Raw genomic sequence first — 21003 nt, 5'->3', positions numbered from 1 at the left:
CTGCGGAGATAAATAAGGGCTATAAGTGCCGTAAGTGTTATAAGGAAGCATAAGTAAGCAATATATAAGCAATATATAAGCAATATATAAGCAGTATATAAGCGCTACGAATAAGCGTGCCCATCCGATGCTATTGGCTGTCGGAGGGTACGCTTTTTTTGTTGGGGTGGGAGAGTGCACTAGGTATATCTTGTCGAGATGATTTAGATGCAGCTTGTGAAGAGGAGGAGACTCATAGTGGCTGTGGGCTAATTTCGGTGCTGGCAAGGTTAACTCTACTTTCTTTGGTCAATAATGGGAACAGACGGACTTACCGTTAACTTGGCGTCATTCGAGGATGAATGTCAGTGAGGAGCTTTGGACGGTTCTTGTCAAATTCGAAGCCTTCATAACGAGGTCCCCCATTCAGATAGCGTTATTCCTGGATGGCTGAAGCGGAAGAAGGAGGTACACCGATGAAGTGGATTAGCTGGATGGTACGCAAGACCTTATCTATCGTGATGATTGTAGCACTGACACTACTGACGACTGGATATGTCGTGAATGCTTATGTGCAGTCTCTGTTAGGCATGTTCAATATTAAGCTGGAGGGAACCTCTGTGCTGGGCCTGAACATTGGGCAGGGCCTCTTTGGGTCCAAGCAGCCCTCTACGGGTGAAGGTGGAGTGGGGACGAATGGCACATCGAACAGCACACTGAACGGCACTGTGGGCGGCACACAAGGCGAACGCAAGCCAACAGATAGCTCGCGTGAAGGATTGCCTAACGGGAGTGCGGCTTCCTCAAGCACAAGCAATTCCCCAGCACATGGACAGGAATCAGAGGGAGGCATCCCGGGAAGCGTGACTGGCAACCCGACGTCTGAGGAGGAGTCTACACCCGAGGGAGCATTACCTGTGATGGGGACAGCAGACGATGAGGACACCCCGACAGCAGCATCCCCTGGATCTGCTACACCACCAGTAGTAGAGGAGCGATCTCTGGAGGAAGAGGAACTGGTAATGACCCCAGGAGACCTGGTAGACCGGAAGGATGAGCTGAATACACAGCAGAAACAAGAGATTCTCAGCATGCTGATGAACAAGCTTCCAGCCGAGGACATGCAGATGATCTCAACAGCTATGGAAGGCGGATTGACGGAGAAGGAGCTGCAGGATATACAACAGGTCATTGCCAAGCGACTTACGAATGAGGAGTATACGAAGCTAATGGACATGCTAAAGGTAAGCAGATAAGTATTCTCTCTATGTAAAATTACCAATAAATATATGTTATACAATATTAGTGGAATAGATATCCATTAACTGTATAATCCTCCCCGAAGCCGCGTCCAGTGCGGCTTTTTGCTGTGGAGCGATGAAGTTGAAATTCATCCAGCAGCTATGATAAAGTAAACAAGTGTTTATAAAAGGTTAAATTTTTGACACCTTTTATAGCAATTTTAAATAAAACTAGTATAATTATTGGTTCTTCAGCTTGTCTTAAGGATTATCGTGTAAAGTAGTGGCTATGACTTTCCTGTGGATAGGAAGCTTATGCCAGCAGAATGGATTTTGTATTCTATGGAACGTCACATAAAAGAAGGCCTAAGGCATGATCATCGAGCATCTTGAGGCTATCATTTTGAACACTGAACATGCCCATGCCCACTCTACTAACAAATGTACTATTCAACGCACTACACAGCCATGGATGCGTCCAGGCGATATGAAGCCCTGGTGACGAAGGTATGTCCATACTTAAGGAGTACAAAGGAGTACAGATGAAAGGAAGAGAAGTATGAAAGGTTTCAAAGGGAAGCGCCCGAACGGGAAGCAGCTAAAGACGAAGACGTCCAAGGCGCCACAGAGCAGTAAACTCCCTGTCGAGCGTGTGAATGAGCTCTCTGCCAGAATGCTGGATTGGAGTCGTCAGCACATTTGGACGGGACAGCGACGCTGGCTGACATTGGCCGCGAGTGGAATTATTTTGGCCGGAGGATTGGGATTCGTTAGTAATCAGTATGTTGCAGCCAACACGGTTCCTTATTACAAGGTATATGTAAAGGGGCAGGAGGTTGGAGCCATCCAAAGCGAGGATCAGCTAGCTGCGCTGTATGAGAACAAGAGCAAGGCTTATACGGAGAAGTATCCCGACGCGGAAATGGTATTGAATACCGAAGCCATCACTACGAAGATTGAGAAGGCGTATAAGGCCGATGTGGATAGCAAGGCTACCTTGACGAAGCTGGACGGAATGCTGACAGCATACGCAAAGGGTGTCAAGGTGATGGTGGATGGTGAAGAGGTCGGTGTAGTCAAGGACGAGGACACAGCTAAGGCTGCGATCAAGGCGTTGCAGAAAGAGTACATACCGGAAGGACAAGGACAGCCTGCCGGATGGACCTCCTCTGTGAAGAAGACTTCAGCTTCATCAGCTAGTAATACCTCCAAAGCGTGGTTGATGTCGGTCGGAGTGAACGAGGACATTACCTATGAGGAAGTAAAGGCTGACCCGAATAAGCTGTTGTCCGAGGAGGGAGCCTTGCAGGCTTTGAAGGAAAGCAAGGAACAGCCCATTACGTACACGGTTCGTGAGGGGGATACGTTGTCTTCCATTGCAAGCCAATTCGGAATGACAGCTTGGGAGATCAAGCAGAACAATCCGGGGACCCGGGAGAAATATTTGCAAATTGGGGATACTCTGCAGGTGACTGCACCTAAGGCTCCCTTAACTGTAACTACTGTGGAGAAGATCGTGGAGCAGGTCACGATTGAGCCGACGATCGTCACTCGTGAGAGTGATGAGCTCAAGGCCGGTACCTCCAAGGTCGTGCGCCCAGGCCAAAGTGGGCTGAAGCAGATGGACTTCCAGATTACGAAGGAAAATGGCCAGGTTATTAAGGAAGAATGGCTCGGTCAAAAGGTGATCAAGGAATCGGTCCCTGAGGTCGTACTCAAAGGAACCAAGGTTGTAGGTGAAGGAACAGGACAATTTGTATGGCCTGTATCCGGTGCAGTCCTGACGAGCAGCTATGGCAGCCGCTGGGGTCGAATGCATGAGGGAATCGACATGGGAGGAGGCCGTGATATTAAAGCCTCGGATGAAGGTGTTGTGACCTTTGCAGGTCAGCAGAACGGCTATGGCAATGTAATTATCATTGATCATGGCAATGGCTATCAGACCTTGTACGGGCATTTGAACAGTATTGGGGTTCGCTCAGGCCAAGTCGTTCGACAAGGAGAGTCGATAGGTGTCATGGGTAACACAGGACGCTCTACTGGCACGCATCTTCACTTTGAAGTCCGTAAAAACAACGTTCCTCAAAATCCGATGACTTATCTTCGATAGGGAGCAATGGGTCCATTTCACGATATGAGGAATTGGCATGAATCACACAAATCACACAAATCACACAAATTACCCTAGTTAGTCGGACCATGTGTTGTATTCGAACGATACGTATCCAGCGATCCTACTCATGATCAGTTACGAAATTATACATTATAGCGTACACAATAAGACAAGCCTCTGAACGATTCCGTTCGGAGGCTTGTTTCTCGTTTATATTTAACGCGCCAATTCGATTCCCATTCGATATGCGTAGACCTGATCTCGTCTTTAGGCAATACAGGCTGTGTCCGGATTGGGCCTTACAATACATTAATTGTTACTTCGATGTTGCCACGTGTAGCACGGGAGTATGGACATTGCTCATGTGCTCCTTCAGCCAGCTTAATGGCAGTCTCGCGATCTACACCTTTGACGAGTACATCCAGATGTGCAGCGATGCCAAAGCCGCCGTCTTCTACTTTGCCGATGCTGACAGTTGCAGTAATCTCAGTACCCTCATGCTTAATACGTTGCATACGTGCTACCATGTTCAGTGCGCTATCGAAGCAAGCAGAGTATCCTGCTGCGAAGAGTTGCTCCGGGTTCGTACCTTCACCGCCAGCACCGCCCAGTTGTTTAGGTGTATCGATATCAAGACGCAATGCTGGAGATTCGGATTCTACGAAGCCATCACGGCCTCCTACAGCTTTTACAGTGGTATCATAAAGTTTTTGTTGAATTTTCATCATGGTGAAAACATCACCTTTCCAATTTATATTTTATACAATTTAATTTAGCACAACTTAATTTAAAAAGAAAGTCTTTTTTTGTTATAGGGAAAAATTTAGTTCATCCGTTGGCATGAATTGATCTCCGTGAGCATGTTGAACATTATTGAACATCAAGGAACATCAAGGAACATCACTGAACCTCGATGGACCTCAATGGACCTCAATGAACCTAGATGAATTAGCCTATAGCAGAAATCACCAGCGTTCAGCTAGAGTCTGTACTGGATGTATCCGCGGGTGCACTATGTTAAAATGGGATGAGATATACTGAGCGGCTTACCGCTCTTCGAATCGGATAAGAGTCTCGCACAGGGATAGCTATATCTCGTACTGGGGCAGCCATATAAAGTGGATTATAAGAATGAGGTGAACACAGGTGAAGCAGGGAACCATTCTCGTAGTGGATGACGAACAACCAATTGCCGATATACTGAAGTTCAATCTGGAGAAGGAGGGCTACACGGTTCTCTGCGCCTTTGACGGCAATACAGCTGTGGATGTGGCCTTAAGCCAGCATCCTGATTTGATTTTGCTGGACTTGATGCTACCAGGCATGGATGGGATGGATGTATGCCGTGAGGTGCGCAGCCAACAGCTTCAGATGCCGATCATTATGCTGACAGCCAAGGATGATGAGATCGACAAGGTGCTCGGTCTGGAGCTCGGGGCAGATGACTACGTGACCAAGCCCTTCAGCACAAGGGAATTGCTCGCAAGAGTGAAGGCACACATGCGGCGACAGCGTGGTAGTGCGATATCACAGGATAACAAACCGCCTGAAGAGCGACAGGGCTTGCGGATAGCCAATCTGTTCTTCGACACGGATATGTATACGGCTTACAAGAACGGAGTGCAACTGGATCTGACCCATCGGGAGTATGAACTGCTCTACTATATGGCCAAAAATGCCGACAAGGTCATGACTCGTGAGCATCTGCTGCAGGCTGTATGGGGATTCGAGTATTACGGAGATGTACGCACGGTCGATGTGACGATTCGGCGGCTGCGTGAGAAGATTGAGGAGAATCCCAGTAAGCCAGAGACAATCTACACAAGGCGTGGGCTTGGATATGTCATCCATAGCGGCAAGGGTGGAGGCTACGGATGAGCTGGCTGTCCTTCTTTCGGACGATTCAGGCTCGTCTCATTATCATCTACGTACTGCTGATTCTGGTCGCTATGCAGTTGATTGGCGTGTACTTTGTCAGCTCCATGAAGAATTCGTTAACGAGTAACTTCACACAGGATCTGCAGGCACGTGCGGAGATGCTGGCTGTATTGGCGGAGCAGGATTTGGCTGGTGGAGATGGCCAGACGGAGGAAGACAGTGTGGAGAGCTTGCGTGCACGGGTCGATAATCTCTTTGATTTCAGCGGAGCCGAGATTCAGGTGCTGGATTCCAGTGGCAGAGTCTTGATCACGTCACAGAACTCGCATGCAGATTATGTCGGGCGCAAGAACACGCAGACCGTAGTTAGCAGAGCTCTACAGGGTATACGCAATAATGAAGAATATATGATTGACGAGGATAATGTACGGAAAAAGGTCGTGGCCAAGCCAGTAATCAGCAGTGGCAAGATTGTTGGTGCAGTGTATATCGCTGCCTCCATGGCGGATCTGTACGATACGATGAAGCGAATCAACAGCGTGTTCATCTCAGGGATGCTGATTGCGCTGGGACTGACGGCTGTACTGGGTGTGGTGCTGGCGCATACCATTACTTATCCGATCAAGGTCATGACACGTCATGCTACTGCTGTTGCCGAGGGCAGCTTCGACCGGAAGATGCCTGTATTCGGAAGCGATGAGATCGGGCAATTGAGTCACGCCTTCAATTATATGACCAGTCGTCTGAGGGACGCTCTGTCGCAAAATGAGGAAGAGAAGGAGAAGCTTGCCTCGATTCTCACCAATATGAGCGATGGTGTGGTGGCAACCGACGAGAATGGCCGGGTCATCCTGGTGAACCGCCGTGCCAGCACGATGCTGGGTATCAGTGATCGCGAGATTAGCGGCAGGCATATTGCCTTACTACTGGGGCTGGACCCGGAGGAGACAGAAGCGCTGATTACAGGCATGCCGGCCTCTACGCTGCTTCAATTGGAGCCTGCAGGTCAGGGCGATCCACTGGTCATTCGAGTGACATTCTCACCTATTCATCGTCGAGAGATTGGGATTACGGGGACGATTGCGGTACTGCAGGATGTAACGGAGCAAGAGGAGATGGAGGCATCACGGCGGGAGTTCGTGGCGAACGTATCGCATGAATTGCGCACACCACTGACGACCATCAAGAGTTATGCCGAAGCACTGGATGATGGAGCCATGACGGAGCCTCAGCTAGGCGAGCGGTTCATTGGGGTCATTCGTAACGAGACTGAGCGCATGATTCGACTGGTGACAGACCTGCTGCATCTGTCTCGGCTTGATTCCAATGAGGCGCCACTCCGTATGCAGACAGTGGATGTCGTAGAGATGCTGGAGGACGTAGCAGACCGCTTCTCCTTCCAGATGCAGCAGAAGCATATTGAGTATCAGGTACAGGTCGAAGACAGCATCACTCAGGTCGTGGTGGACCGGGATCAGATGGATCAGGTGCTCGATAATCTGGTATCCAATGCACTCAAGTATACACCAGAAGGTGGAAGCATCCGTATGGAGGGCGTCAAGAGAGAGGGGCTGCTCTCGATCTCGGTACAAGATACGGGTATGGGGATTCCGAAGAAGGATTTGGATCGTATTTTTGAGCGGTTCTATCGTGTAGACAAGGCCAGATCACGTAATATGGGAGGGACTGGACTAGGCTTATCCATTGCCCGGGAAATTGTAAAAGCCCATGGTGGCGATATCTACCTGGAGTCTGAACTCGATCAAGGTACCCGTGCGACCTTTACTCTGCCGATGCCTGGCGAAGGGAGGGAGTCCTCATGAAGGAGCAGCTTAAGTCTATGGTTCTGTTCCTGCTGGTCCTCAGCAGTCTGATTCAGAGCTACTTCCTGATCTATCGCCTCCCTGGCGGAGATTCGATCATCAGCTCAGAGACCAATTATGTCAAGACAGACAGTATGGGGCAGGAGCAGCGTATTGAGCAGTTGATCTTCCCCAACAAAATTATCGTTCATATGGGCGAGGATAAGCACACAGTCTTCTATCCTGAGACGACCTTCTACAAGCTAATCTTCACCCGGCTAGAGAGCCGGAGCTTCCAAAGCTTCGAGCGTCGAAGTATTCAGTCGGCTAACTGGAGTGAGGTTCGTCGCAAGTATGAAGGGATCGAGATGGTGTTCAGCGGAGGCGTACCCGTCACCCTGTTGGAGCGAATGATGCGTCTGACGGCAGACCCCGTATTCCAGGCCGAGACGATTAACCGAATCTGGGTGTACACCGATGAGAAGGCGACAAGGACGCATGCGCTTTTCTTCAGTGCGAGGGGAGACGTAGTGTACGAGGCTAATGAGGTTGATCTGACCGTACAGGATGTACAGCAGCATGTGAGCTTCGGACAGAATGCGACTCCGTATGAGCTGATATCGGGACAATATTATATTCCAATGGACAATATAGAGATGCAGGAGCCGATCGTGAATTCGGGGTTGTTTACGACAGAGCAAATGCAGCGGAATCTCTTCTTCGATCCGGGAATTACTCGTAATATTCAGGAAAAAGACGGCTCCGAGATCTATACGGACAGCAAGCGTAGTCTACAGGTGAAGCAGAGCCAGCGGTGGATGGGCTATACCGATCCAGCGGCACCTTCTTCAGAACCTGGTAACCCGGTGAGGGATATTCTGGCTGCTGTAGACTTCGTCAATCAGCATGGGGGCTGGGATGGCGCCTATCGGCTCATCATGAATAACGCAAGTGATGTCTCGGGTGAAGAGTATCGAACGAATGTCTCTTTTCAGCAGTATTACGGTTCCTATCCTGTGTTGGACAGGCCATCATTCAGGTTCGGTACGATCCGGCTAGAGGTGCAGCAAGAGACAGCATCAGTTTATGAGAGGTCTCTGCTCTATCTGAAGGGCGGAGAACAATCGAGTTCATCCATGCTGCTGCCGGGTGGAGAGGAGCTACGTGTCAAGCTGAAGCAGCTCGCTGGCAACAAGACTATTCTGGATGTCACACCTTCGTATTCACCTGAGCTGACAGAGGACGGCAGTCTGAAGCTGGTTCCTGTATGGCGTATTCAGCTGCTGAACGGTGGAATACAGACGATCCAGGCTATGCCTGCACCACAGCCGCCGGTGAGTGGTACGATCCCTTAAGCGAGAGATCGGTGTAGTGAAGGCTCGTAAATGAAGTACACACGAGGGACTGGAAAGGGAGGTAACGGGAATGGATTGGAGCCGCGCCAAGAATGTATTGATCTTCACCTTTTTCCTGCTGAATCTGGTATTAGCCAATCAGCTATGGAATGATGCGCGGGAGACGGTCGGTCCGAATCTGGATTTCACTTCACTGGATATAGGCACACAGCAGCTGATGGAGCAGAAGAGCATCCAGGTACTGGCGCCCATTCCTGGTGATACCCCCGAGCTGTCCAAGCTGTCCTATACGTATCTGAATGGAGAGGCGGGCAAACGTACAGAGCTGGCAACGCCTGTCGATAGCCGACTCATGTTCAACCGCCCAGAGCTGATTCAGGAGCTAGAGGATGAGATTCAAGATATTCGCGATTACGAATATGATCCATTGGCAGAGCTGGAATTGGATGTGCAGTACGGCGTATTCGTGCTTCATCCACTCGTGGAGAACCGCTATCCTCTGTTCAATGTGAATCTGGAGCTGTATTATAGCAATCAGAAGATACGAGCATATCGTCAGACACCCGTAGAGATGCAGTCCTCGGGAGAAGCAGAGAAGGTGCTTCCGGCCTCAAAGGCCTTGGGAAGGTTAATTGATAATTTTCTGCCAGCTGGTGCAACAGTCAAGGATATTAAGCTTGGCTATTATGGTAGTGTATTTAATTCGGACAACCAGGTGGCGGCACCCGTATGGCGCTTCACGCTAGAAGACGGCAAGGTCTATTACGTTCAGATGAACGGGGATGTCATTAGTCCGAAGACAGAACAAACGGAGGGGTTATAGTTACATGGGCATGTCATTTACGGTCCTGTCGAGTGGATCGACAGGCAATGCCACCGTCATCAAGAATGAGGATACTGCGCTAATGATTGATGCAGGACTCAGTGCGAAGCGTATTGAGGAGCTGCTAAAGGAGCGGGAGCTAACCGGTGAAGATCTGAACGGCATTCTGGTGACCCATGAGCATTCAGATCATATTAAGGGTTTGGGGGCGATTGCCCGCAAGTACAAGCTTCCCATCTATGCTAATGAGAAGACCTGGGCGGCGATGAGCAAGCATGTAGGCACACTTGAGGATATTCAGCGCGTCATGCTGGAGACTGGAGCTACGCGTGAGTTCGGCTCCTTGCGTGTCGAATCCTTCGCGATCTCGCATGATGCGGCCGAGCCCGTCGGATATAACTTCTATGACGGGGAGTCAAAGCTGAGCGTGGCGACCGATCTCGGCTATGTGAGCGATAAGGTGAAGGAGGCCATCTCAGACGCAGATGTGATGGTGCTGGAAGCGAATCATGATGTGAATATGCTGCGGATGGGGCGCTATCCATGGAATATCAAGCGTCGAATTCTTAGCGATATCGGGCATTTGTCCAATGAGATGGCCGGAGCGATCCTGAGTGAGCTGTTAACTGGAGTTACCAAGCGCACATACCTGGCTCACCTAAGCCTGGATCACAATATGATGGATCTGGCAAAAATGTCGGTCCGTAGTGCCATGGAGGACCGTGGATGCTTTTATAAGGACACGGAATTCCAGCTACGTGATACGTATTATGACCGACCTACACCGTGGGATAAGGTGAGTGAGTCATGAAGCTGTCGAGCTCGGCAGCTTTTTGCTCTAGCTCCTCGCGGGTAATCAATCCCTTGTCGGCAAGCAGCTCGATCAAGGTGCTGAGCGCAAGGGTATTACGGTAATGCTCGTCCTTCAGATCGGCTAGCTTGGCGATCATGTCCACCTCTTGTATGGCTGAATAATGGGATTTCATCAGCTTCCTCCTTTTTGAAAAATCCTCTTCCAACGGCAGGGCTTGTCCAGGAAAAAAACAAGGTCTGTCCTGCTCGAAGAGCTCTGCTCTTTTGACCTATCGTATGTTACAATACAGGTACTTCACATAGATACACGAAATGATACGCGAGCTACGGAGCATTCAACAGTTCGAAATTCATGGATATAAGGCTTGGGTTGCTCAGAAAGTACCCTCCCCACCCCTGTATCATGTGCTGTGCGAGCTACATCATTCAACAAGACAATAACAAGCTGACAGGAGGAACTGTGAAGATAGGCTATGTATGGAGTTATCCTAGCCAGTCCTTGTGTCTTATTTATATTCTAGTCCACATGGGTTGAAATCATTCCTCTTATATCTACTTCTATGCGATATTCTATTCCCAAAAAGATTGAAAGGATAGCCGTGGATGAAGAGAACATCGCAACTCTATGTAATCGTATGTAACCCTATGTAACCCTATGTAACCCATTCAAGGGAGGTTTTGTAATGAAGGAGCTTGCCGAAGCAGGAAGCCCGTTCACACTACATACGCAGCAGCTTCCTACTGGCACGCTGTTCACGATTCGACCGATAGCCGATGAGGTACCGAAGTTATCCCTGCATCGCAGTTCATCTGACCCGAGCAGAAGAGAGGTCCAGCTATGTATATACGAGTATACGCCGGATGGACTTTACCATGTACAGTATGTGACCATCGACCGAATGGGTCAGCTTGTGCAGGTCCGACGTGAGCAGGAAGGAGTACTGCCAGCCTTCTTTACTGCGCCCGACGGTACTCGTTGGGTCTCTCTCTCAGACACGCAGTCGGAAGGGTCTAAGGAAATCGTATTGCCGCTGGACGGACGTGAACGCATTACCAAGCGAGTGACGAGTAGAGAATTCCCGGTCGATGCAGATTTATCCGTGCCTGGCAGCGTGTTGCTCTATAACTATGATATGTTCAATAGCAAGAAACCTCCTAGACTGTGCAGTCTGGAGTTCAATGGTGAGGGGCTCTATCAGAAGCGAAAGATTCACAAGATACCATTGCCTTCCACGGATCTGGTCCTTCGAAATGAAGAAGGAATTCACCTGCTCTATGAGCAGGAAGGACAACTGCAGCATAGCATTGTGAACGAGACAGGTGAGGTACTCCATACGAGAAAGCTGATGACAGATGAATTCGTAGCCTATCCATTGAGCATCAGCATGCAGGGTGATTCGATACTGCTATCCTATGAGGATGAGCGCGTGCGACTTATGGTGGCAGATGTGACGGGAGCGATCATCCGCTACCAAGAGCTACTTAAGCTTGAGGAGGGGCAGGTAATATACTCGTTATTTCGTCCGGTCATGCTTGATGATCAGACATGGGTGGTCCGCTTCACCTCCGAGCAGGGAAATGGCTGGTTCGTGATCCATGGGGAGGAGCTTAAAGCTTGTTATGTACGCTCTCGGGAGCGGCACGCTTATGTGGAGCTTCTCAGTCAGGGAGAGCTACCGATGCCGGCAAAGGATATGATCGTTCATGACGTCGTGCGCTGGGATGCGTCTACCTATGGAATGGTTATGTACTCTAAAGTGAATCCGAGAGAAGCATATGTGCTGATCCCTTGACATGCAACTATAGCGAGGCTCCAATAGAATGCAGGGTAGAAGTTATCTAATAGCTCTGTCTTGATAGCTCTATCATGATGGATACCTCCTCTTTTTTCCTCTACCCAGTGCTTAATTCGGCGTGTATGCTGATACGTATAAGTCTGATATAACCGCTGAATGACATCTGTTCTGTCTGAACACTTATGAGCTTGCAGACTATGAGCATAGTGATGATGTTAAGAAAAAAGTCTGGTGGCTTATTTTCACAGAAAACAGCCTGTGTTTAGCTGATGTTTCTCGCAATAATTGTATTATTCAGCTTGGCTGAATACTTATACACTCTGTTATCCTAAAAAATGATAGACAACGGGCCGCTTGGGTGACCTGTTTTGTGGTGATTAATATAGTAGGTTGTTGGTTTGGTTAAGAGCATGTAGCTCATAAATGTAGCTCATAAATTGTGGGAGAACAGGCGGGGCTCTGGTGTGTGAAATGAAGGGAAGTGGATCAGCATGGGGTTGTTTGACGATGATTTCTATTCGACAAAGGTATCGAGTCGCACGACAGATATCACTCCGAGCCAAGGACAGGAACGGCAACAAAGCAGATTCACGAGAAGGCGCCGTCCACTGCCCACCGCGTATGTGGCCATCATTAGTGGTCTAGTGGGAGCTGTAGTGGCTGTGTTGCTATTTAGCTTCATTACAAGCGTGCCTGGCAGTACAGCCTCCAGAGCAGCGAAAGATTCGAGCTCCAGTCTGATGTCTGGTGATCCGTATGAGAGAATTGTGCAGGCTGCAGCCAAGATTCGACCATCGGTAGTCAGCATTGTGAATCACCGCTCAGAAGGTGATCTGTTCGCGATGCAGGAGTCCGCACTGGGTTCAGGTGTCATCTTCCGCCTACAGGGCGGAAAGGCATATATTATGACGAACAATCATGTTGTCGAGGGCTCCAATCAGCTGGAGGTAGTCACCGTGGATGGTGAGACCAAGAAGGCGAAGGTCATCGGCAAGGATCGTATTACCGATATTGCCGTCTTGTCGGTGGATGATAAAAATATTCGCACGGTAGCCGAGATTGGGGATTCCAATAGGCTACGGCTTGGAGAGACTGTCATAGCCATTGGTAATCCGCTGGGACTGGGAGATACTCTTACCTCGGGTATAATCAGCTATACGAACCGTATTATTCCGGTCTCCATCAATCAGGATGGAGTCTACGATTGGGAGCAGCGCGTCATTCAGACGGATGCAGCTATTAACGAAGGGAATAGCGGTGGAGCACTGGTGGACCTGAATGGGCGTGTCATCGGGATGAACACGATGAAGATTGCGGATATGGGCGTCGAGGGATTGGGCTTCGCTATTCCGGCCAACGAGCTCATGATCACGGTCGATGATCTGATTGATGATGGCAAGATTGAGCGTCCTTACCTGGGGGTCTACACCGTTGATCTTGAGAATCCTTATGCTCCGCTGGATGAACAGCAGCGTAAGGAGCTGGAGCTGCCGGATCACGTGGAGAAGGGGGTTGTCGTTCTGGAGTCGCATGGTCCTGCGAAGGAAGCAGGGCTCAAGCTCAATGATGTCATCGTCGCCTTCGACGGTGAGCCGATTGACTCTACGCTGGCACTGCGCAGATATCTGTATAACGAGAAGAAGATTGGTGATTCACTGGACGTCACCTTTTACCGGGCAGGCAAAGAGCAGAAGGTGACACTTCAGCTGAGCGATAAGCCGGAGGAATAAGTGCAGTGATCAAGTATCACCACGAATCATCAGGATACACAGGAAGAGGCCTATACCGGTCGCCCGGATAGACCTCTTTTTTTGTGTAAGGATGTGTACCTCTATGCAAAGTAGTATGAAAAGCCAATAGCTCCTGCTCCGGTATGTGTGCTGATAATCGGAGATGTGTAGTTAATGATCGTATCCGTGTAACCGCTGGCCTCGGCGATGGTGTGGTGCAGCGACTCTGCCAGCCGCAGCCCCTCGGCATGAGCGATGCCTACGCCTTTGACTGTCTTGCCCTTGGTGTCCTCCAGCCATTGCTTGGTCAGGTATTTGACGACCTGAATGTGACTTCTCATATTGGTGGCAGGCACAAGCTCGCCTTCACGCAAAGCTGCGATCGGTTTAATTTTCAGCAGGGTGCCGATTAAGGACTTGGCCTTACCAATTCGCCCGCCTTTGACGAGATTCTCCAGTGTATCCACCATGACGAACAAGCGAGTATTACGACGAATCTCGTTCAAGCGGTGAATAATCTCCTCAATCGCTATCCCCTGACGCGCCATCATGCTGGCCTCTACGACCTGGAAGCCCAAGGCATGGGATATGAATCTGGAATCGACAACTGTAACATCCGTGTCAGTCATGGCTGCAGCCATCTCGGCTGCTCGGACAGTACCACTCATGTTGCCGGTCATATGAATGGATAAGACCGTATAGCCTTCGCTCCCCAAGCGATCATACAATTCTACAAATCGGCCAACAGCCGGCTGTGAACTGGTTGGTAGCGTAATCGCTTTCTTCATTTGTTGGATGAATTGGGCAGGTGTAAGGTCTACGCCATCCAGGTAATCGGTTCCGTCGATGTTGAACGATAGAGGAATAATCTCGATGCCATACTCCCGGATCAGCTCTGCGTCTAAGTCCACGGTTGAATCGGTTACCACTTTAATTTTGGTCATTCTACACTCTCCTACTTCACTTCGTGAGCCAGTGCTATGCTTATATACTGTCCATAAGTCCAATCTATGAAGCTCGCATGGGATCTCCCGCAAGTCACTTGTTGGGCTATGTCTGAGCCGTCTAATTTCTACTATATATTGCACTACCAGCGGTACTAATCAGATTATGAAAAAGTGCTAAAATATATGGTTATAAATGTCTGGAATGGCTTCTATATCAGCAAGACAGAACATGTGCAGCAGCATGAATAATTGGCTTTCGTCTAGTATAAACGCTGGGGAATACGCATTCAAATAAGCTCCCTCTCTGGATGTGAACAGCGTGTGACAATGTTAGGATTTGACGACAGGTAAAATTTGTTATAACATTCACTTAATATAATTAATGGAAACATGATGATGGTGTTTGTTGAAGTAACCAAGGGATGTTCCGGGGAAGTCTATTCACTGGATTAGGTAGCATTAGCTCTGCACCGTCCTAGCTGCATCATGAAGTATCTCTCTATTAAGCATAGGATCAAGAATCGCTGTGTTCGCTGCTGTATCTGGCTCAACTATCATTCATCCTATAGGTAACAGGTGTTCATCTGGCAGCTGACTAGGATGGTAGTGGAGAAAGGGTGGATGGAGACATGATGGGATTGAACTTAAGTGAGCTCAGAGAGTTAGATGGATTCGAGAAACTGCTAATGATGGCCTATTCCTTGAAGAATTGGGAAGAGGTCGTGGAGATTGCAGATCAGATGTTCAAGGCTGTCCATGAGACGCTGGGAGATTTGCGTACAGGGTATGATCTGGGCAAGTCTCGCACACTTCCGCGTACGAAGCGATCACTGGTCTACTATTATGGCTATAGCCTGATGATCAAAGGGATGGCTCTACGTCGACTGGGTCGTGTCGAGGAGGAACGAGTATGCATTCAGCATTATCAGGATCTGGGGTGGCTGGTAGCTCTGGTCTCTGAGGGCCAGAAGGATGCAGACGAGCTTAGAATTCTGGCAGAGGGCAATCGGTATGCGCTGGATATTCTTCAGAATCAGTGGCACATCCTGCCTCAATACGTCAGGTACATGGAGGACAATCCTCAAGAGACGGTGCCTGTGATCCGTACCATACTGGAGGCAGCTATCAAGCATGAATATAATGTAGATGCTGTGTTAATCCGCTTCGAGGATCATCTTCATCAGATTGACCTTATGGATACTTCGCTCAAGATGTCCCAGTACACGACTGTGCTGAATCTGCTCATGCTGTACTATTTCCACAATGAGAATTACGGCAGAGCGATTGATTATACATTGCATACGCTAGAGCTATTCATTCGCTATAATGAGTCCATTGGCTTCCGGAAATGTGTAGCCTTCATGGAGTCATTCCGTACACATGCTTCACCAGTACAGCTTGAACGATATGCTCATCTGTTGACATCACTATTGTCACGGGAGCTTGATGAAGACGACGGTGTTGTCTTCGACGGCCAAAGGCTGCGAGCATTATAAAGTCATTAAAGCAAGCTGGGATTCGGCACCAAATTGGTGCCGGGTCTTTTCTTTCTGGAGCAGGTATGGTAGAAATGAGAGGTAGCAGGTTGGCATGGCTGCCACATATCTGTCATGATGTGCTGCTATGAAATGAGGTATGGAATACAGAAAGGGATGCTAATATGTACGTCGTATGTAAAGAACACTTGGAGCAGGCACTGGATGACTTTGTGGATGAATATGAGGATGCCCCGGACGTGGTCGATCTCAAGGAGACGGAATTCTCCGATTGGGACCCTCCTGTTCAATGTGCACATTGTCAGAACAAGGGCGAGTATCTGGTAGTATGACGGGCCGTAGCTGACGGCGTAATGGGATGGTTACAGGCATTAGATCTATGAATGAGGAACGGTTCATATAGATAGAAGAAGATATAAGCCAGACGTGTGGAATGACGAAGAGGAGCGTAAGCAATTACGCTCTTTTTGTTCCATTGGGTCCAGTTGTTTCATAAGAGTCAACTAGTACCCTAACCAGCACATATAGGGGTGCAGAATCACTTCAAGCGGGGAGTTCTGTTGCATAAGCGCAGGCCTGCTCGATATGCATGATGTTATAATTCAAACATACATAACAAGTTAAAGATAAATCCACAAAAGCGGGGGAGAAGCAAATGGAAGCAGGAGCACTGGAGTGGCGGGAGTTCCCGGAGCTGGAGACACCTCGTCTGCGGCTACGTCCAATCACGGCGCAGGATGCGGAGCCCTTGTTCGGCATATTTGGATCGGAGCAGGTCATGCGTTATTACGGACGCCATCCCATGATCGAACTGATGGAGGCCGAGGAGATGATTGAGCGTTTTCGGCTGCTGTACCTTGAGCTACGGGGCATTCGGTGGGGGATTGAATTGAAACAAGAGCGACGGCTGCTCGGGACTGTGGGCTTTCACTCGTGGGTGCATGGCTACCAACGGGCAGAGCTTGGCTATGAGCTGGAGACGGTGGCACAGGGACAGGGCTACGCGACAGAGGCGTTAGAGGCTGCGATCTCCTATGGCTTCGGGCCGATGGGACTGAATCGAATCAGCGCCCTCGTCTACCCAGATAATGAGGCTTCGGCCCGCTTGCTACAGCGAATGGGATTTCGGCTGGAGGGGCTACTGGAGCAGTATGCCTTATTTTGCGAGCGCTATGAGGACCTGCATATGTTCGGATTGGTGAAGCAGCGGTGGATGGCGGAGTGTGAGACAAGCGGATTGGTTGAAGGAGAAGTAGAGCGCTCAAGAGAGCGAAGGAAATGAAGAAGAAGTATAAGAAATTATTAAGAGAGAAAGTAAACTTAAAGAGAGATAAAGAGAGATAAAGAGAGATAAAGAGCGGTAAAAAGCGATGAAAAGCGATAAAAAGAACTCAAGAGCGATAGTGAGAATTCAAGAGCGATAAAGAAAACTCAAAAGAGTTTATAAGAATAAAGGGAAATAAAAAGAATTAAGAAAGAATTAAGAAATAATTGAGAAAGAAGTAAAAAGAAGTAAAAAGAAGTAAAAAGAAGTAAAAAGAAGTAAAAAGAAGTAAAAAGAAGTAAAAAGAAGTAAAAGGATTAGGGCACGAGGTGCATATAATGGGCGTTTGATCATGATTTTGGGAGGGTGAGCTCATGGACTACAGGCTGCATTCGTTATATCGCCCCTTACAGATCAACGGCATGACTACGGGCAGTGGGTATGCTGAATGCCACCCTTCCGCTTCATTACTCCCTTATGTGGCTTGCTACTGGGAATCAGGCGCTCATGAGCAGCTTATGAATGAATTCGAGCAGTTCGCTGAATGGATTCATGGTAGTCCGCAAATGCAATCGGCTCCAGGTGAAGTTTACCAACGAAATCAACAGGAAGGCTTGGCTGTATCCGCGAGGGTCCTGCCTGACGGCTGTTCGGATATTCTGTTGACCTACGACCCAGTCAGGAAAGAGCTGGACATGTCGTATTGCGGGAATTACACCAAGCCGTTTGTGTTTCATGAAGAGCCTGCTACAGAGGTGAGTACAAGCAATAGAGGAGCAGGTTATACGTTCGGGGTACGTTTTTTTCCAGGAGGGGCTAGGGTCTTCCATGGTATGTCTCTGGATGAATTCACGGATCAACGGATACCACTGGAGCAGTGCTGGCCAAGAAGTGCAACGGAGCTACGTGAATTGGGTGAGCGGATGCTGGAGACAACAAGCTTCCGGGAACGTGCTCGGCTCATGGACACTTACCTGAATAGCTGGATCAGCAGTACACTTCTGCATGGGCATATGGCTGAAGGTGATCTCATGAAGAACGTGCTGTATCGTATATTTACGAGTGGTGGACAGATTAGCATTCAGGAGCTGGCTGCGCTGGAGACGGTCAGTGAACGGCAGCTGCACCGTTACTTCAAGCCGTGGATTGGCATTAGTCCGAAGCGCTTCAGTGAGGTTGTGCGCTGCCAACAAGTGTTGGCCTCTATACAGCAGGGACATATCCAAGACTGGGCAGAGCTGGCTGTGGCACATGGCTTCTTCGATCAGGCGCATCTGATTCGGCATTTTCGTGCTTGGTATGGGGCCACCCCTGGTGTAGCTGCTGCTGAGCATAAGCAAAAATTGTCCGTTATGTACAATACGTCCCGTGCTTATTCGGGTACACTACAAGTATAGATTGTTAGACAAGCTGTACAATACGATCCTTGGAGGATCGCGATAACAAAGGAGATATGATAGATGAGTGGAACTTTCCAAATGCGAGATCATTTGCTGCAGGAGCTAGAGACGGGAGTGCGTACAGGAGTGGAGCTGATTCGTCGTATCCGTCCTGAGGATTGGGCCTATCGACCGCAGGATAATATGAGGTCCTTACAGGAGCTAGTGCATCACTTCGTACAGATTACGGCTTCTGATCTGGTCATTATGCAGGAAAAAGGTGAAGCAGAGGTTGGCGAGGTGGAGAATCGCTTGTCGGGGCAAGATGATCCTGAGCAATTGGCGACAATTTTGCGGAGCAACTTTGAGGGCTACAAGGATTATATCGTGTCGCTGAGCGAGGAGGATCTGCTGAACCGTTCGACCAAGGCGTTCTATGCAGAGCATGGTCATCTACAGGCACAGTGGCAGATCGAGACGTTGACGCATGTATTCCACCACCGTTCGCAGCTGTACAACTATCTGAAGCAGTTGGGGCATGAGCTACATTTCTCGATGCTGTATATGTAATCTATGTAGATTGAACTGAAGATGTTAAGAGTTCGGGTTTGGGCAACTGCGGTGAATGGTAGAACCCCCGTTGCTCATTCCTTTTCTCAATTTTTACAGGTTCAATCTATATAGAGGGATTAGCTCGTATTTGAGTTATGTGGCATATTACAGTGCATGATAAGTAATGTATTTATGTGTGTATGTAATATGTAATGGATCGCAGTGTATAATCGCAGACTATTATGAAAGGGCGCCTGTTGGTGCTCTTTTTGCTGTGTGATGAGGCCTGCGGTTAGAGTAGGAGCCTTGAGGCTTGGATACACTTGGACAAGGTAGACAGCAGACGGTATAGTATACGTATCTTACGTGAACGGATTCAAGGAGGAAGCTATGCTGGTTGAAATTATTGGAGTAGGTAAGCTGAAGGAAAAATATCTGGTCGATGGCATCAATGAATATGCCAAGCGGCTGAAGCCATATATCAAGTTCCAGATCATTGAGGTACCGGATGAGAAGGCTCCTGACCATCTAAGCGATGCCGAGGTGCAGATTGTGAAGGATAAAGAGGGCGAGCGTATCCTCGCCCAGATCAAGCCGGATGCCCATGTGGTGGCTCTGACGTTGGACGGGAAGCTCTGGAGCTCCGAGGATCTGGCCTCCGAGCTGGACAAGCTTGGTACCTACGGTACGAGCCATGTGGTGTTCGTCATCGGAGGGAGTCATGGTATTGCAGACGCGGTCCTGCGGCGGGCTCAGCAAAAGCTTTGTTTTGGACGCATGACCCTGCCCCATCAACTCATGAGGCTGGTGCTGGTGGAGCAGGTGTATCGGGCGGTGAAGATTAATCGGGGTGAACCGTATCATAAGTGACGGCGAAAAATTGGAGTGTGGCTTATCCGCTAAGAAGCACAGTAAGGATTTTGTTACGCTAACGGGAAATTTACGTTAACGAATTGGACTTTGTTGTGTTGCTATGGTAGATTGTCTGTTTTTAATTTTGGATGAAGGCGAACGAAGGAGTTTCAGTTGTGAATTCCTACGGATCCTTCATAGACGTTGGAGGAACAACTGCCAACTGTACTTACATCGAACCATGAAGGGGTGTAGAGATTGGGTGAACAATTCAGCTTCTCTCTAAAAGTTTTAGATGAGTGGAAACAAACATGGACCTCTGAAACAATCGAGTATTTAAAAACTGCACAGGAAAAGGTGTGTTTTTCTATCATGGATTTAAATTCATATTATTATGTCCAAAACGAACTAAATCATAAAAATAGAATGTGGCGAAAGGAATTCGAGGAGGGAAAGCCATTTGAGATTCCTTCGAGTGTATTAAAATAGATTACTATTATACGGAACTACCAGCGGAGTTATTCATGAGTAAAATAACTTTAAATTTCTATGGTACGGTTCACAGTTTGAGTAGAAAGGGGACAGACAAATGAGGTTATATAGTAATAGAGCTGTTCAGATATTCATCACACTTCTCTATCCAATTATTGCGTTTGTGATATTAAGTAATGGTCGTATGATAGGTTCGTGGATTATTCCAGCAATCATTGCCTTTTTATTTTGTCTCCTATGGAGAAATATTGGTTATTTAATGATTTCTAATGTTCTATTATGGATTATTACAATACCTTTGTGGTGGTTGCTAGTTGAGCGCTCCAGAGAAAGCCAGGGAGCTGATATTTTTATTGCTTCCTTACCATTCATTGTGTTGGCATATGTATTTTTTGTTTTATTACCTGAAATTATAATTGTTTCTCTTAGGAATTCTATTTTAAGTACTTTTGCAAGACGTGGTGACAAGTGAATTTTCCATTGTTATGCTT

The 21003-nt window shown here is 48.4% G+C and carries 19 protein-coding genes; 16 read left to right on the top strand and 3 right to left on the bottom strand.

Annotation, left to right across the window (positions count from 1 at the left end; all coding sequences use genetic code 11):
• The first annotated feature begins 455 nt into the window (after positions 1 to 455).
• Positions 456 to 1235 carry a hypothetical protein gene (locus MKX74_RS27715; protein ID WP_341180480.1) on the top strand — a complete coding sequence of 260 codons (780 nt, stop codon included), beginning with the start codon at positions 456 to 458 and terminating at the stop codon, positions 1233 to 1235.
• A 544-nt stretch (positions 1236 to 1779) separates the two neighbouring features.
• Positions 1780 to 3330, top strand: a complete 1551-nt coding sequence (locus tag MKX74_RS27710) for a M23 family metallopeptidase (RefSeq protein ID WP_341180479.1) — start codon at positions 1780 to 1782, stop codon at positions 3328 to 3330.
• 302 nt (positions 3331 to 3632) lie between these two features.
• On the opposite strand, the gene MKX74_RS27705 is transcribed toward MKX74_RS27710, so the two are convergent.
• On the bottom strand, positions 3633 to 4061 hold the full coding sequence (locus tag MKX74_RS27705; protein WP_018883706.1) for an organic hydroperoxide resistance protein: 429 nt from the start codon (positions 4059 to 4061) through the stop codon (positions 3633 to 3635).
• Between the two features lie 418 nt (positions 4062 to 4479).
• On the opposite strand from MKX74_RS27705, the gene yycF reads away from it, so the two are divergent.
• The 5 genes from yycF to MKX74_RS27680 all read left to right on the top strand — a co-directional run bounded on the left by yycF (position 4480) and on the right by MKX74_RS27680 (position 10002).
• Positions 4480 to 5211: a response regulator YycF gene (yycF, locus tag MKX74_RS27700; RefSeq protein WP_018883707.1), complete on the top strand. Its 732-nt coding sequence runs from the start codon at positions 4480 to 4482 to the stop codon at positions 5209 to 5211.
• Positions 5208 to 7034: a cell wall metabolism sensor histidine kinase WalK gene (gene walK, locus MKX74_RS27695; protein ID WP_341180478.1), complete on the top strand. Its 1827-nt coding sequence runs from the start codon at positions 5208 to 5210 to the stop codon at positions 7032 to 7034. Before yycF ends, walK begins: the two co-directional genes overlap by 4 nt.
• Positions 7031 to 8368 (top strand): YycH family regulatory protein, encoded by a 1338-nt coding sequence (locus tag MKX74_RS27690; protein WP_341180477.1) that lies wholly within the window; start codon positions 7031 to 7033, stop codon positions 8366 to 8368. Before walK ends, MKX74_RS27690 begins: the two co-directional genes overlap by 4 nt.
• A 70-nt stretch (positions 8369 to 8438) precedes the next feature.
• The gene (gene yycI, locus MKX74_RS27685; RefSeq protein ID WP_018883710.1) at positions 8439 to 9191 is read left to right on the top strand and encodes a two-component system regulatory protein YycI; all 753 of its coding nucleotides are present in this window, start codon (positions 8439 to 8441) and stop codon (positions 9189 to 9191) included.
• A gap of 4 nt (positions 9192 to 9195) precedes the next feature.
• Complete coding sequence (locus MKX74_RS27680; protein WP_018883711.1) at positions 9196 to 10002, top strand: MBL fold metallo-hydrolase; 807 nt, start codon at positions 9196 to 9198, stop codon at positions 10000 to 10002.
• On the opposite strand, the gene MKX74_RS27675 is transcribed toward MKX74_RS27680, so the two are convergent.
• The gene (locus tag MKX74_RS27675) at positions 9971 to 10177 is read right to left on the bottom strand and encodes a hypothetical protein (protein ID WP_028591475.1); all 207 of its coding nucleotides are present in this window, start codon (positions 10175 to 10177) and stop codon (positions 9971 to 9973) included. The two genes, MKX74_RS27680 and MKX74_RS27675, sit on opposite strands and share 32 nt — an antisense overlap.
• 510 nt (positions 10178 to 10687) lie before the next feature.
• On the opposite strand from MKX74_RS27675, the gene MKX74_RS27670 reads away from it, so the two are divergent.
• Together MKX74_RS27670 and MKX74_RS27665 are read left to right on the top strand one after the other, a co-directional pair.
• The gene (locus MKX74_RS27670) at positions 10688 to 11797 is read left to right on the top strand and encodes a hypothetical protein (protein WP_341180476.1); all 1110 of its coding nucleotides are present in this window, start codon (positions 10688 to 10690) and stop codon (positions 11795 to 11797) included.
• 494 nt (positions 11798 to 12291) lie between these two features.
• A complete protein-coding gene (locus MKX74_RS27665; protein ID WP_341180475.1) occupies positions 12292 to 13530 on the top strand; it encodes a S1C family serine protease in 1239 nt (412 codons plus the stop codon).
• Between the two features lie 101 nt (positions 13531 to 13631).
• Here the strand turns inward: MKX74_RS27665 and MKX74_RS27660 are convergent, their stop codons facing one another.
• Entirely contained in the window at positions 13632 to 14474 is an 843-nt protein-coding gene (locus MKX74_RS27660) for a DegV family protein (protein WP_341180474.1), read from the bottom strand.
• 632 nt (positions 14475 to 15106) lie between these two features.
• Here MKX74_RS27660 and MKX74_RS27655 point away from each other — a divergent pair.
• The 7 genes from MKX74_RS27655 to MKX74_RS27625 all read left to right on the top strand — a co-directional run bounded on the left by MKX74_RS27655 (position 15107) and on the right by MKX74_RS27625 (position 20984).
• Positions 15107 to 15973, top strand: a complete 867-nt coding sequence (locus MKX74_RS27655; protein ID WP_341180473.1) for a hypothetical protein — start codon at positions 15107 to 15109, stop codon at positions 15971 to 15973.
• 164 nt (positions 15974 to 16137) lie between these two features.
• Entirely contained in the window at positions 16138 to 16305 is a 168-nt protein-coding gene (locus MKX74_RS27650; RefSeq protein WP_081750228.1) for a CxxH/CxxC protein, read from the top strand.
• A 323-nt stretch (positions 16306 to 16628) separates the two neighbouring features.
• Positions 16629 to 17255, top strand: a complete 627-nt coding sequence (locus MKX74_RS27645; RefSeq protein WP_341180472.1) for a GNAT family N-acetyltransferase — start codon at positions 16629 to 16631, stop codon at positions 17253 to 17255.
• 356 nt (positions 17256 to 17611) lie between these two features.
• Positions 17612 to 18634, top strand: coding sequence for an AraC family transcriptional regulator (locus MKX74_RS27640; protein WP_341180471.1), 1023 nt, complete (start codon positions 17612 to 17614; stop codon positions 18632 to 18634).
• A 63-nt stretch (positions 18635 to 18697) separates the two neighbouring features.
• Complete coding sequence (locus MKX74_RS27635; protein WP_341180470.1) at positions 18698 to 19186, top strand: DinB family protein; 489 nt, start codon at positions 18698 to 18700, stop codon at positions 19184 to 19186.
• A 372-nt stretch (positions 19187 to 19558) separates the two neighbouring features.
• Positions 19559 to 20038: a 23S rRNA (pseudouridine(1915)-N(3))-methyltransferase RlmH gene (rlmH, locus tag MKX74_RS27630; RefSeq protein ID WP_018883721.1), complete on the top strand. Its 480-nt coding sequence runs from the start codon at positions 19559 to 19561 to the stop codon at positions 20036 to 20038.
• A gap of 571 nt (positions 20039 to 20609) precedes the next feature.
• Entirely contained in the window at positions 20610 to 20984 is a 375-nt protein-coding gene (locus MKX74_RS27625) for a hypothetical protein (protein WP_025679396.1), read from the top strand.
• Positions 20985 to 21003: the final 19 nt, after the last annotated feature.

The sequence above is a fragment of the Paenibacillus sp. FSL K6-1230 genome, assembly GCF_038002385.1.
In the GTDB taxonomy this organism is placed as follows: domain Bacteria; phylum Bacillota; class Bacilli; order Paenibacillales; family Paenibacillaceae; genus Paenibacillus; species Paenibacillus massiliensis.
This window is presented reverse-complemented; position numbering and strand designations above follow the sequence as displayed.